Genomic DNA, 14,660 nt, shown 5'->3' with positions numbered 1-14,660 from the left:
TATAAATGGTTCTCAAGCTATTTTAATTGGGTTGACTCATATGTATACTATCCCTTGTTGTTTCATTAGGACTTACGTGGTGTTGCGAACTTGTTTTAATGCGAAAGAGCATCATCTAAAAAGGAAGTAAAAAACATGCTGAAAAATTGAAAATTTCAAGATTAAATTTAATTCAAATTGATTCGCATCTATTCAATGATGCGGCATAGATAAGGAATTCATTAAACCATAAGCAAGTGGGGTGTTTTTAGGTTTGGGGCAGGACATCTGTGTTGCAAGACACAAAAACTCGAACTGAACTTTTATTAATGGGTGTGACTTGATAACCCCACGATTTTAGGGGCATTAAAAGGTAGAGGTCATGCAGCCTTTGCAAGATGCTGCTTTGGGGGATAACCATTCAGCGCCATATTGGGCCGCTCATGGTTATAAAGGCTTTGTGGCCGAAATCAGCCATCAAGTCATGACTTCCTCAGTCCCAGATGACCGCTACACTCGGGGCTTTCTTACAGGTAAACCCAGAGTATTTAGTTTGTTTATGGCGCTTACATACGCCATGACTTCTCCCACTTGGCCATTGTAGTTACGCAGACTAATCTTCCCCGTCAGCAACTGCTTGAACCGATACATCGCCGTCTCTGCCAGCGAGCGACGGTGATACCCCGATATCTTCTTCCTGTGCCCAGTCCTTCCATGCGCATCACCAGCACTGCTCTTGGGTGTCATAACCCCGCGGGCTTTCGAGGCGGGATACAGGCTGTCGCCCCTTTGTGCGAGATAAGCTGATGGATGGCTTTGCTGTGATAGGCCCCATCCGCATAAATATGTCCCAGCTTACACCGCAGAGGGTTGAGCAAGGTCGGCAGCACCTCGGCATCATGGACATTTTCCAACGACACCTCTGCTGTGAGTTGCTGGGTCCACTGCCAGATGCAACTTGCGCCAGCCCCGTCGCTTCTCCGTGCCATGTTTCCTGACTTTCCACTCGCCTTCACCAAATACCTTCAGGCCAGTCGAGTCGATAACCTGGTCGGTGATGCGTCCCTTTGAGGGCTACCGATAGGCCACAGTCACCGTGCGGGCCCGCTTGCTGACGCGGCTGTAATCGAGGGCACAAAGCGGTACGTTCATCAACTCGAACAGGAAGTCGAGCCGTCCCTGGGTGGCTAGCAGAGTGAGACTGAAAATCCCTTTGAGCATCAGGACGGTGCAGATGGTCTGGTCGGTGTAAAGCTGACTGCGTCCCCGTCGCCCATGATGGTCGTGGTGAAACCAGTTGCTCATAACCTTGGCATCAACCCAGAAGGTGGGTGAACCACGGTTAATCAAAGACTTGTTGTTTGGTGATAGGGTGGAGCGACATGCCCATGATGCAGATTTGAAGAGGATCGTGGTGATCAGGTCACCGTGCCCTCAGTAAGTTCCCATCAAACTGTATCGATTTGTGCAACAACGCCACTAGGGCGCCATCAGTTTGACGGTATGTCCCAGCCCTTGCAGCTTATTGGCCCAGAAGTGGGCAGATGAACAGGCCGCCATGTCGATCAAGCAGGCTGGAATATTGGCAAAAAGGAGGCTAACTGTGAACGCCTGAGTTACTTGTTGAACAACCGCTTACCTTGCTCGTCCACCCTGTGAACATGGAATACCTCTTTGCCAAATCAATGCCGATTGTCGTAGCCTTCATGGTGGTCGCCTTTCTCATCAGTAGGAACGTACATTCGCCACTTTGGCGCTTCAGATGCTTTTGGGGAGGGGAGGTCATCCTATTAACAACGCAGGTTTATTTAGGAAACAACGCCAATAAAATTGGCCACCATTGGCGCTGGCTTCCTATAAAAATAGAATGTAACCGTAATAGAAATTTCTATTTACGCGATGTATTTTCTATCTGCTTTTTAATTTCAGGAGATATTGTCCCCTCAAGATAATCAGATGGCAAGACCTGACGCTTTGGTGAGGTAAGATATCTTTCTTGAGCTGCCAGACTAAGCTGTTCTGCACGGAATTGAGAGTATTTATTATTAGACAACCCAGAGTAAATACTAGCATCACGTAAGATTGTTGGTCGAATGAATACCATTAGATTCCGTTTGGAGGTTGTGTTTGATGTAGAGCGAAAAAGGTAGCCCAATATAGGTAAATCCCCCAGTAACGGTACTTTTGAAACCTCCTCCTTTGTTTTCTCATCCATCAAACCACCAAGGACTACAGTTTCACCACTTTTAACTAGAACAACGTTTTTTACGGTACGGACATCAAATGTTGGACCTAGGCCACTGGTACCATCGGCTTGTGTTCCAACACTAGAAACCTCTTGTTCAATTTTAAGTAATACTGAATCACCTTCATTAATCTGTGGAGTGACGGTCAGTTTTGTTCCTACTGTTTTGTACTCGATAGTATTGAATATACTATCGCTATCAGTTGAACTTTGGCTGCCCGTTTGAGTAGGTACATCTCTACCTGCGTTGAAAGTTGCCTCTTCATTATCCATAGTCACAATACTTGGGGTAGATAAAACGTCACTTTTGGTATTGGATGCTAATGCGGTAGTTAGCATGGTCCAGCTGCCTTGATAAAAACCAGCAGCTATACCACTATAATTTTCTAATAAATTACCTGCCATATCAGGATTTTTATTTTGATAATCATTAGTCGAACTGATAGCGCCTCCAAGCGGCAAACCTGAGTTTTGAAATTGAGTGCCACCAACACTGGAGTTAGCCCATTGCACGCCGAGCTTTAGATTGTCGCCATCATCGATCTCGACAATAATCGCTTCCACTAGCACCTGGGCTCGTTGGATATCTAATTTGGTCACAACTTGTTCCAACTCTGCCATCACATTTGGTTGAGCAGTAATAATAAGGGCATTCGTTGTTTCATCAGCAGAGATGGCTAAGCTGCCACCACCTATACTCGAACCTTCAGCAATAGTTGAGTCTGGATTACTACCATTCCTTTTATCTAAATTAGTAGCTGAGCTGACATTTTTTAGCACCTCGACTAAATCCTTGGCATTGCCATATTTAAGGTAGAACACTCGGGTATTACCTTTACTCTGTAGGTCTTGATCAAGCTGATGTATCAATTCGATAGTACGCGTTCGCATCTCAGACTCTCCACTAACTACTACCGAGTTAGTACGCTCATCTGCAACAACTTGTGTTGTGAGCGAGGTTGAAACTCCTCCTTGATTGCTTCCATTTTTATTTAAATTTGTAACTATGCGTACTATTTCTCCTGCCGCGGCATATTTTAGCTTAACAATATCTGCTTCCCTGCTACTAGTGCGATCAACTCGGCTCACTACTTCTACTAGGCGATTAACCACCGCAGCACGGCCAGTGATGAGTAGAACGTTTGAAGGATCATAATTAACTACATTTCCTGCCCCCGCTGTATCAATTAGTTGTCGTAGTAAGGGAGCAAGTTCACGAACGGATACATTTCGTACTGGTACAACTCGAGTAACCATCTCATCGCCCACACCTGGGTTGGTTTCATCTACTACCGGAATTGAGGAAGTCTTCGCGTCCTTTGCTCTAACCACCTTTATAATACCATTATCCATAGGTACTACAGCAAAACCATATACATCGAGGACACTTAAGAAAAATTGATAAAACTGTTCTTCATTTAAGATGTCATAGCTGCGAACATTTATCTTACTACCACGAGCTGATGGGTCTATAACAATAGTTTTATTAATGTTTTTACCTACAGTATTGATAAACTCTTCTATATCTGCATTTTTGAAACTGGCAGTATACTCGGTCGCAATTGTAGTGTTAAGCATCATTGGAGCTAACATTATCATTGCTGCATATGATTTCTTTAATTTATTATTCATTTCAAAACAATTCCTAGCCACAATAAATAAGAAAACAAGCTCTAAAAAACACTTGAGGTTCGATTTTTTAAAATTACCCTCAAGACTATTAATGGCATATTTATGTCACCCTTTCTGTGAATTATTATGAATAAGGTTGAATAAATATTTTGACCAGAGCCATATAATTTGAATGGAACGAACTAAATGTATTGTGCACTCACGCCTAGGGCTTGGTTGCGAACGTTTTTTGATCAGTAAAAACAGGTTTGACCCTGTGATCCAGCTGTGATCTTATGCTCCTTTTTCAGGAGTACCTTCATGTCTATTGATGCTGTTTTTGCTCATTTTTTCGATTGTATTTCCGCCCCTCGCCAACATGCTAATATTTATTATCCCTACTACGATGGTAATCCCACCATCAACAGGTTAGCCTCTTATTCATCATAGAGCTTATAGTTGGATGCTAGCGCCTTAGATATATCACTATCTCGTGATGACCGTGTCATATTCAGCAAGTGAACCTATCACATTATCAATATCATTTAGATGCTCAAGAGCATGTCAATCTCATCGTTAGACCTGGCTAGCGGTTCAACTTTCAATTTGAATTGATGAAGTTCACTTTTTCTACGTCTGACCATTACAGTGACAAAAAACGAGCACTCGGTGAGATCACTCTATTTGTAAGCCGTCTGGATCTGCTGAGCAACACGACGGACATGACTGTGGTTTGGTGAGGGAGAGTGAAATATAAGGAAGAAATATTCCAAATACATCAAGCATAACGCTAACTGCATCTAGCAGTTGACCTTGTGACCAATGATATCGAGGAAATTAAAGCCAATTTGTTCATATCCATGACGCCGAAAATAAAGCCTGCAAGGAACTGAAAGCATAGGTATAGCAGGGATCGTGACGATAAATGAGAGAGGGAAATAGGTATCAGGGAATCACCATCACTTACTGACTACGATGGTGATGCTTGGATACAAGTAGTTGATACTGGAGAAAGTCAGCTAACGCCACTACCAAGTGGGAGAAGTGAAAAATGCTAGTCGAACTTAGCGAACTAAGTCTGCTTGTAACAAAGCCCCAAGTCCAAGTGTAGTGGTCGCCTGGGGCTTCGAAGCTGTGGTTAAATGTCTGATTCAGTAAAAAATCCAATTTATACTTATTACCTAAAATTTCTTGACTTCCCACCCAACCTAATCGGCTGGACAATTTGCTCTTCATCAACATAACTGAACGAATATTGATATTTAATCGGTGCATCATCACGGTGTTCATCCATGTGGACGATTGGTATCCACATTCCTGTTTCTGAAAAATAGCTCAACTGGGCCTCCTGTGCCTTCAATAAGTTACGATCACTGTGTTTTTTGGTGCCTCTCCTAGCATAAAAAACGGCCTCTATCGGCAAGTTTTTAAGCAACTCACCTCCCCAAGATCGAAGAACAATCTCATTATTTTCAACATTAAGACCTGCGTCCTCAATATAGTAGCGACTACCTTCTACCATCGCCTCAAAGGCTACAGCAGATTGTTCATTCAATAAATTCCAGCCACAGAGACTGATATACTTATCGGCTTCGAAAGCGGTAATCCAATCTTCTGTATTAAATAGTCCTTGTGACTGACAAGTCGCCGAAATAGGAACCGATGGAATTTCACCACACCCATCATCCTCCCTCCCATTACTACTCCCATTTATAGGGAATGCACATGCATAACTAGGTCTGAACTGACTGTCGGAAAGCTCGTGTTGAGGTATCAGGATGATTCCATAATCATAACTAGCGAATATCGGGTTGAAAATATCCTGGCGAAGATAAGAGTAAGACATACTATTGTCATCTGAAGGTGACCATGGCATATCTGTACTGCGGTTGTCTTCGCCGTGTATCACAACTCCAGAACACTCATAGGCGGGCTTGTTTGCTGCCCCACAATTGGCCACTATACTTCCATAACGAATTTTTATTCTATTTGCAACCTCTTCTCCTGAGCCTTTAGGCGGATTGTTAGCATAGGTGGTGCTACTACCTGCACAATAGATACCTAGCACTAGAATTAATGCTGAATTATATTTCATATATAAACCACCTCAAGCTTGATTAAAAATAAAATTCTAAGATGTGCATAGTCAAACCTACCAAGATTGAGGCTCCCATCCACATTTATGGATTCATATTTACATCAGATAACTTTTATTTTATGAATTCATAATCAGCAGCATAATAAATTAAAGCATAACCTTCACTTTATATCCGAACCCCATGTCTACAACATCAAACATAACCTTATCATTAAAAACATTTTTAAAAAAAACCAAAATCGGAATTTCACCTCGATAAAAAACGTTACCATTCTCTACCAGAGCCTGAACATCGCCTCTAGTTACCCCACCAATGGATAACCACATGGTTAGCGAGTCACCATAAAGACATAGTGATGAGTTCTCTTTGAATATTAAAAATTCATTGTTAATTACGGACGACAGATCATTTTTTCTAAGTAAAGAAATATCATTTGAATTTAGTGGGATGTTAGTGGTACACATATAGACCTATTTTAAAAAGAGTCAGAAGGTAATTAAAAGGTGAGGGCGCCCCCCAACAATAAATTTCAATCATTACAAAAATAAAATCATTTAGTATTTAGCATACTCAAATTTTATTTGATATTTACTATGGTATGGGAACAAGTTAAATATACGACTAAATCCATACTCCTCTGCTTGTTGTGAGGTTAATCCACTATGATCCGGTGATACTTGGCCAGCTACACCAGGTCGATCTCGTAACATTGACCAAATCCCAATAATACCTAAATCGTGTTGCTGTGCATGTTCTAGAACAAGGTTTGCATCTGACTTGTAAAATACCTCACCAAGAACATCTTTATATCCAATCATTGGTGTAGTACCTAGCATGTTCCATACTTGCTCATCAGATTTATCCGGGTAAATACTCTTCACTTGTGTAAATAGAGGGTTTAAAGCACTAATGGCACAATTCCCGTGGATATTCTGACCTTCAGTGTTGTTAGATTGACATTGTGGGCTGCCATAATCGATCGTCATTACATTAATGCCAGATAAGTCCACACCAAAACTTTTAGCACTATTTAAGACATTCATTCCATCAGCGGTGAGTCCTTCCGGTATAACCGGTAGAGTAAACCATACATCAATAGCACGGCCCTCAGCTTTCCAACACTGTTGGACTAAACTGATCGCCTGACTTAGGCGATTGATCGACTCCAAATCCGCAACAGCCATTCCTTCGATATCAAAATCAATTACTTTCAGATTTAGATTTACCACAATACAGTCATATAACTCTACGAGGTCGTCAAGGCTCTTACAAGCCATCGCCAGAGATGTATTAGTAGCACCACCAAGGGATACCATTACATCACCACCTGCACACGAAGGGCTTTAATATTTAAGTATTGCGGATATCCATTAACTGCATAAGATGCCCCCCAAGTAGGCACACAGGTATCTGCATCTTTGGCAACAAGGAATGCAAGCACGAAATGACTTATCCCTTGTTCGTTCTGGAACAGGAAATTATATATCTATAAACCGCTTTGTCATTATCCATGATGATATGCCCACCTATAATTAATTGAGTCCCATGTGATAATACCCATTAGAGGGTGAGTGATAAGTGAAAAAGTATGAAAAAAGAGGGGTGAATTTTGAATCTACAGACTCAAAACCCAGTCTAGTGCGGGGAAAATGATAATTAATTCTAGGTTAAAGACCAAGCCGCTAATGGAGCTATTAGCGACTTGGTTTGCACATATTAAACTCTATTTATTATAAACCTGACCTTCTGGTCCCCAGCAGGAAGATGCAATGAATCCGCGATCATATTCACTTGGTGTGGCTAATGGAGCTGAAGAGCCTAAACAAATATAACCAATCGGCCCATCATTTACACTGATGGTTTTTGGTAGAAACTCCTGCATCCAGTTTGTAAACTCATAGCCGTTAATGATTATACTACTAGAGTTACTATCTCCGTGGACTTGACCATCTCCTAAGCCCCTTCCACTACGAATTGCCCACCAACTTTTACCAATTCCGTCTGGTAAGTTTTGAACAGCCTGAACCCAATACTGAACAACGGAATTTGATTTGCACATCCCTTTTGGACATCCTGGTAGGGTATGATCATCAACAACTGCATAGTCAATAGTTGCAATGTATTTATCTGTTCCATTACTGCCACCATAATGGAATACGAGACCCTCCGCATGGACTGCGACACTCATCGTGGATAGTAATAGTGAAGTTAATAAGATTAATTTTTTCATGATGACGTTTCATCCTTCTCTTTATGTTAATGATAAGAAAGCTACTATTGTGACGGTTAATTTAGATATTTTAATCCCGTACAATTGTTAGGGGTTTGTCCCCTTCAAGTAATATACTCACTGAATAATATAATTCAAGATTATACGTATCTATCAGTAGAATATAAGCCTTCCCTTACAATACCAGGAAAGGCTTAACCATTATTAATTTTGAATCATGCAAGAAACGCCATACTTAGATATTCCATTAAACTCTACAAATGAAAACTCTAAGAGTCTAAAATCTGCTGCATACTGTCTATTTGCAACAGGTGCTGGCTCCTGCATTATAAAGTAGTGTGCTAGAGGTGCGGGCCAACCGAACTGATAATACAGTGATTTATCACCATAATTGAATGAGTCAGCGTCACCTTTAATAGCATCAAACAGTATTTTCAAATCATCATGTAATGGCGTAACTGTTGCCCAGGGGGACCGTTGAGCACACAAGCTATTGGCTGCTGTCAACGTCATGACTTCTTCTATAAACATCCCTCCAGGTGCGCTTTCACCGTTACTCGAAATATCTGCCCCTGTAGCAGAATTCGCAGTTGGTGGGCAGAGGAAATCTTTATTACCTACCGAAATTTTAGAAGTCGAACACTCTACTAGGTCTGGGGTGTCACGCAGCAAGGTTAGTATATAAGATGCTTGTAGCTCATCCAATGTTGCAGATACTGTTACATCTAACTCAGCCTGCGGCTCAATACGAATTTGATATGACAATACACCTGGAGGCATAAGCCATTTCTCTGTATCAGTGCTCACTTTCGTTGCAGGCTCAAAAATCGCGTATGCTGAATTACTACGCCATTCGACCAACGCAGTTACATCTCTCATCTCCCCATTCGACAGTGTTGCGATAGCCATTAGTTGACGTTTAGTGGACATAGTCAGCTGTTTATTCGTGTCACAAACGATCCCTGAACGTTCAAACTCTGGATATGTAGCAGCCAACTCACACCGTTGCATTATCTCCAGCTTGGTAATCACTGCATCAGTAACTCTTACAAAGGCACTGCCAGTATGTACCTCATTATTAGGGTCAGCCTGATCAATATAGCTTGCAGAGATATTGGTCGAGCCAATAGCATTTGCTGTAACCAATCCTTTATTTAAATTGTTATCAACACTAGCAATACTATTGTCACTACTTATCCAGTCGCTGACTAAACTCACCTCCCGCGACTGACCATCAGTATAGAATGCATAAGCCTGATATGGCTGAGTTAGTCCCACCGGAAGACCTGGAGTAAGCTCAGGCTTTATTAGCAAAGCAGAGCCAGGTACAACGACTGCATCCCCAATAGACAAGCTGGTACTGTCAGTGATTGTACTGCCTTCTGGTGTACGTAAACTCGCAGTCAAAATTGCCGGACTACTTGTTTGATGTACCCCAATTGCCTGAACTACATTATCTGCTGGATTTGCATTACGAGTGAACACATCTGCTGAATCACTTACCCAATGAAGACCTCTAAAGTCGCTAACATTTTTCTCAGTACCATCACTCAGTAACGCCATGACAGCATAGGTTTGAGCCCCTCCAGCAGGTACGGTATCAGACACATCGTTGTCGATACGCAAGCTACGCATAGCGACATCAGTGACTGTCAACTGCCCAATACCTGAAATGGGATTGCCACTTACAGGGTCAATGAAAGTGGCAGTGATAACGGCAGGTTCAGCAGTGACTTCAAAACCATAGGCAACAACTAATGAGCCTCGATCTACAATACTGACTGCTGGCGTATCAGAGACCCAGTGCACCAAAGATGTTAGATCGAAAGTACCATCAGTAAAGCTGCCAACAGCTCGATAACGTTGGGTTAGTCCCTTGGCGATACTCGCGTTTACAGGGACAATATCTAGAGATTGTAGCTGCGCTGAGGTTACTTCAAGAGCAGCAGAGTTACTGTGCATACCCAAGTAACTTGCGGTCAGTAGATAGTTTCCTTCCTCATGACCGTATGCAACACCATCTGGGCTGATAGGTGCGCCAGATATATTGTCAGTCGCCCATACCATACGCCGACTTACATTTTGTGTAGTCTCATCGGAAAAGGTCGCGATGGCTTGATAGCTTTGGGTTGTACCACGAGGTATTGAGCTATTGACGGGATCTATAACCAATTTGGTAATCATGGCACTGGTAACAGACAGTGAGACAGGCTGGCTTTCAATACCATCCATGATCGCAGTCAGCAGCACACTGCCAACATTATTACCTTGTGCAACGGCATGCTGACCAGCCTCAATGGCAGGTACAACAGTTGCGATGTTAACGTCACTACTGACCCAACCAGCTTGGTCAGAGAGATCTATCACTGAGTCGTCAGAGTAAATCCCTGTCACTGTATAATCTTGTGTCGTTCCCTTAGCAATTGTTGCCTGTGCCGGATCGACTTGTACCCTGGTCAGGGTCGCATCTGTAACCGTGATGGTAGCTTCATTACTATTCAATGCACCACGATAGCTAGCGCTAATATGGGCAGAGCCCTGCACCATAGCTTTTACATCCCCAATACCAACGATGCTAGCTACGTTTGGATTATCACTACGCCAATTGACCAGACTGGTCATGTCCTGAGTAGACTTATCAGAAAACTCCCCAATTGCAGTAAAGGTCTGATGAAGCCCCTTCGGAACAAAGGTTTCGCCAGCAGGATTGATGTGCAATGCAAGTATTTGTGCGTTGGTAACCGTCAGTGACGCAGAATTGCTTTCAATATTTCCTATTGTTGCTCTGACTGTGGTCACACCTTCCGAATTGCCCATTGCAATTGCTTCACCGTCCTGAACAGAAATGGTAGCGACAGCTGTATTAATACTGACCCAATTAACATTTTCACTAACATCTTGAGCCGTACCGTCAGTGTAAAAGGCGATTGCCTTGTACTCTTGTATGGTTCCAACAGCAATGCGAGCTTCAACTGGAGTTATTTGCAAGCGAGCCACGAAGGCATCAGTTACGCGTATTGGTACGATATTACTGTCTAATTCAGCATAGCGAGCCACTAGACTCATGGATCCAAGATTAAGGCCTGTAACCAACCCGAGATCTACACTAGCGATCTCAGGATTACTACTAGTCCAGTTTGCAATATCTGTCACATCTACCACATCACCATTTTGATAGGTGGCAAGCGCTTGATACTGAATCGTGCTACCTTTTGGCAACACCTGTTCCATGCCCCCATCTACTGGATTTTTAGGAATAATCTGGAGGCTAATTACGATATTGGGTTCTGGCTTTCCACCATCACCGTCTAAAAGACCCACATCACTGCCATTACAGGCAATTAGGAAGATACTTATCAAAAAAACAAAAATAACTCTAAGCATAGGAGTCATACTCAGTAATTAAACATGTTGGATACTACAACTTCTACTCTGCGATTTTTTTCTCGCCCCTGAGAAGTTCTGTTATCAGCAATAGGTTGTACTTCACCATATGATCTAATGGTAATACGTGTAGGAATCACGCCTTTACTAACAAGGTAGTCAGAAACAGCTAATGCTCTTCGTTCAGACAGCTTTTGATTGTAGATTTCACTGCCAGTATCATCAGTATGCCCAGTAACTGAAATCACTGTGCTAGGGGCTGTTAACGCACTTGATAGTATAAGATTTAAATCCGATATTGCAGCGGGTTGCAATTTTGCAGAGTTGAAGGCAAAAGCAGTATCCGAATGTAATATTAGCGGTGTGGGCTGCACGTTATATATTTTTTCTTCCGTTGTGGTCTCAACAGGAACGTTAGGTTTAGCATTGAGATCATCAAGAGAGAACGAATAGTTGACTCCAATAATAAGCGCATGCAAATCTGCTTGCTTGGTACTGCCAGTACCAACGCCATCAAGAAAGCGGTATTCAGAACGAAAATGCCAACTATCTGTTAGCGCATAATCAATTCCAAGTCCTAGTACTGGTCGCCATTGTGTGTCGGTGACTCGTTCAATATCTGACTTTTTGTCTATCTGTAACAACGTCACTCCTGCCCGACTAAAGGCAAGCAATTCATCTGACAATGGATACTCCAACAGTATGGAGTCATCTATCCCCCATAAGGCCGCTTTAACATGGTTCTCGTTATAACTAGCGTTTGGAGTGCCATAACTTCTTATGCCAATTTCTAACGCTAGCCAATCAGATATCTGATAGCCACCGTAAACTCCATATATACCTTTGTTTTCTTCACAGCGAGTAGCTTGGAAACCACATGCGTCGCTATACTTAACAAATCCAGTTTCTACACCAGAATATGCCGATGCCGCAATGCTGCCACTCGCCCATGTTAGAAAAAGTGCACATGCGATAATAAAGTGTGTTCTCATTTAACTCCCATCTTGATGGTGTTATCTAGAGCCTCTTTAAATAGTGTGTTTACTGAGCGCAACTGATTAAAAGTGTTCAGGTCTAGATTTTATTATTAGGCATGAAACACCCTTGCTCCAAATAAATGAAGCAAGGGCTATTCACAACTTTTTAATTCACAACGGTTACGCCAGTAGAGCAAACCTCGACAGCGTCAGTGTTACCAGTGTTTGGCACTGGAGTGACACAAACACTTACCGATTTATCAAGCATGGCTGCAGTTGGAGTGAAGTTGAATCCTGGTAGGTTACCCACGTCTTCGACATGCCATGAAATGGTATTGTTTGTTTCTGTCGCATTGATGTGATCAAATTCTAAATCACTATATTTGTATGATGAATGATAGGTTTTTCCAACATGTACTTCGCTAACGGGTGAACTATTGTTTCTAATTTGAACATTAGTTAATACTGGAGCCTCATCAGTAACAGGAACAGCAACGTTAGCGGTTAAGTTTGAGCAATACTCTTCACCACTAACGCCTCCAACTGTTACAGGTTGAATGCATGCTCTCAACTTGTGGCCTTCAATTTTCAGTAGCTCATCCCCAACATATTTAGATAAATCAATTGTGGCAGTATGAACAATACCATCTTCATCGATGACAATCTCCTGACCATTATTATGATCTACTTCTATTGTGCCTGCCTGGCCACTTTCATTCTGCCAATACAATAATGTTGCACCTTCTTCTTCACCAATGTTATTTCCAGAATCTGGAGCTGAATACGTATATGTAACAGACAATGTTGAATTAGTATCTGGGAGAACTGGAGTTGATGTGATCTGCGAAACTATGGCAGTAGGAGGAGTTGGCTTGTCGTTAAATGGTCGAAGTGTATGCTCAGATACAGTACACACTGGAACACCTTCGTGCGGTTCTGATTCATCAGGATTATTGTACCCCCTTGGCACTACACAAAAAACCGCATGCTGACCAATGTAATCACTACCTAAAATAGGGCCAGCATCTAATGCAAGAAGAGCGTTCGTGTTGTGGTCACCAGAGTCTTCACCCAACTTTGTACAAGGGGTGCCAGGTTCACCTTCTTGCTCATTACAAGTTAAAGCTTGATCTAACATGTCTCTTGGGATCATGTACCATTTTCTTGTAGAGGCTGTTTCAATACCACTAGAGAATTCGTAGCTTCCACTAAGTTTTGCGCCACCTAATCCAACATTATCAATCTGACTTTCACCTATAACAACACCACCAACAGTTACAATCTTTGATTGTTTGTCTGCATATTCAACACCTGTTGTTGCATGAGCAACATTCATACATGTCATGATAGTGATTGATGCAGCGATAGCGTTTATGACAAATGCTGATTTTGCAGTATTTGTCTTTGCATTTAAGGCATGTGCATTATTCATTGTAATTCCCTCTTTCATATTGTTAAGGTTGATAAGGCACTAAATAATAAAGTGCAACTTAATTTTTTCTTCATAGCCTCATTTTTATAGCAAGAATTAAAGCAAACTCAACCCACCCTCATATATTTAAGGGTTGTATTACAAAGTGAAAAGTATTCAAGATAAGCAGGTGTCATAATTTCACATGCATTCAATTATACTCATCATATTTCACTGGAAAAGTTGGGTGATGGAGCATATAAAAAACATAAAGTACAAAAAGCAGATGTGGGTGTGGAGGGTTGTGGAGAGTGGAGATAAATAAAATGATAAAAACAAGCCAAATTAAATTTAAATCAGTCGTTGTTATTGATGAAGCTCCAATTATTAAATCTGCTATCAAACTATTATTTGAGGCGGAGAGTATCAGTGCCAAAATAGCTGGCTACGCAGATAATGGCGTTGATGGTCTATCCATCATCCGAGTTTTAACTCCTGATGTCATTGTTTTAGATGTTGACATTCTATACATTGATACTTTTGATTTGATAAAAAGAATTCGTGAAAACAATAAAAAAACTATAGTTATTGTGTTTGGAATATTGAAGTCAAGTCATATTACAAACCGACTTATCGCAACAGGAGCCAATGCATGTATTGATAAGCGGTGGAATTTAGAAGATTGCAGCCTAGCATTTAAATCAATTCTATCACCATATGTAGT

General features: G+C 41.7%; 9 protein-coding genes and 2 pseudogenes. 1 reads left to right on the top strand and 10 read right to left on the bottom strand.

All coding sequences use genetic code 11. The features are described from left to right. Window positions 1-489: 489 nt before the first annotated feature. From AACS24_RS06550 to AACS24_RS06505, 10 genes and pseudogenes are all read right to left on the bottom strand, one after another. Window positions 490-1,369, bottom strand: a pseudogene (locus AACS24_RS06550) (IS5 family transposase). A 92-nt stretch (window positions 1,370-1,461) separates the two neighbouring features. Further along, a pseudogene (locus AACS24_RS06545) lies at window positions 1,462-1,687 on the bottom strand (IS110 family transposase); the annotation flags it as partial. A gap of 180 nt (window positions 1,688-1,867) precedes the next feature. Beyond that, window positions 1,868-3,856: a type II secretion system secretin GspD gene (gene gspD, locus AACS24_RS06540; protein WP_108572752.1), complete on the bottom strand. Its 1,989-nt coding sequence runs from the start codon at window positions 3,854-3,856 to the stop codon at window positions 1,868-1,870. A gap of 1,156 nt (window positions 3,857-5,012) precedes the next feature. Next, entirely contained in the window at window positions 5,013-5,930 is a 918-nt protein-coding gene (locus AACS24_RS06535) for a hypothetical protein (protein ID WP_146181468.1), read from the bottom strand. A gap of 150 nt (window positions 5,931-6,080) precedes the next feature. Further along, window positions 6,081-6,260 carry a hypothetical protein gene (locus tag AACS24_RS06530; RefSeq protein WP_108572748.1) on the bottom strand — a complete coding sequence of 60 codons (180 nt, stop codon included), beginning with the start codon at window positions 6,258-6,260 and terminating at the stop codon, window positions 6,081-6,083. Window positions 6,261-6,488: 228 nt separating this feature from the next. Then, the gene (locus AACS24_RS06525) at window positions 6,489-7,250 is read right to left on the bottom strand and encodes a hypothetical protein (protein WP_108572746.1); all 762 of its coding nucleotides are present in this window, start codon (window positions 7,248-7,250) and stop codon (window positions 6,489-6,491) included. Between the two features lie 407 nt (window positions 7,251-7,657). Next, entirely contained in the window at window positions 7,658-8,164 is a 507-nt protein-coding gene (locus AACS24_RS06520; protein WP_146181467.1) for a hypothetical protein, read from the bottom strand. Between the two features lie 204 nt (window positions 8,165-8,368). Continuing rightward, the gene (locus tag AACS24_RS06515; RefSeq protein WP_181364332.1) at window positions 8,369-11,548 is read right to left on the bottom strand and encodes an Ig-like domain-containing protein; all 3,180 of its coding nucleotides are present in this window, start codon (window positions 11,546-11,548) and stop codon (window positions 8,369-8,371) included. An 11-nt stretch (window positions 11,549-11,559) separates the two neighbouring features. After that, the gene (locus tag AACS24_RS06510) at window positions 11,560-12,540 is read right to left on the bottom strand and encodes an OmpA family protein (protein WP_108572740.1); all 981 of its coding nucleotides are present in this window, start codon (window positions 12,538-12,540) and stop codon (window positions 11,560-11,562) included. Between the two features lie 151 nt (window positions 12,541-12,691). Beyond that, window positions 12,692-13,957 carry a hypothetical protein gene (locus AACS24_RS06505; protein ID WP_146181466.1) on the bottom strand — a complete coding sequence of 422 codons (1,266 nt, stop codon included), beginning with the start codon at window positions 13,955-13,957 and terminating at the stop codon, window positions 12,692-12,694. 305 nt (window positions 13,958-14,262) lie between these two features. Between AACS24_RS06505 and AACS24_RS06500 the strand changes: the two genes are divergently transcribed. Further along, window positions 14,263-14,660 (top strand): response regulator (locus tag AACS24_RS06500; RefSeq protein ID WP_146181465.1); only part of this gene is annotated, 398 nt, incomplete at its 3' end.

The sequence above is a fragment of the Aeromonas sp. HMWF016 genome (genome assembly GCF_963878195.1).
Taxonomy (GTDB): Bacteria; Pseudomonadota; Gammaproteobacteria; order Enterobacterales; family Aeromonadaceae; genus Aeromonas; species Aeromonas lacus.
Note: the sequence above shows the minus strand (reverse complement) of the source record. Positions and strands in the feature narration are given on the sequence as shown.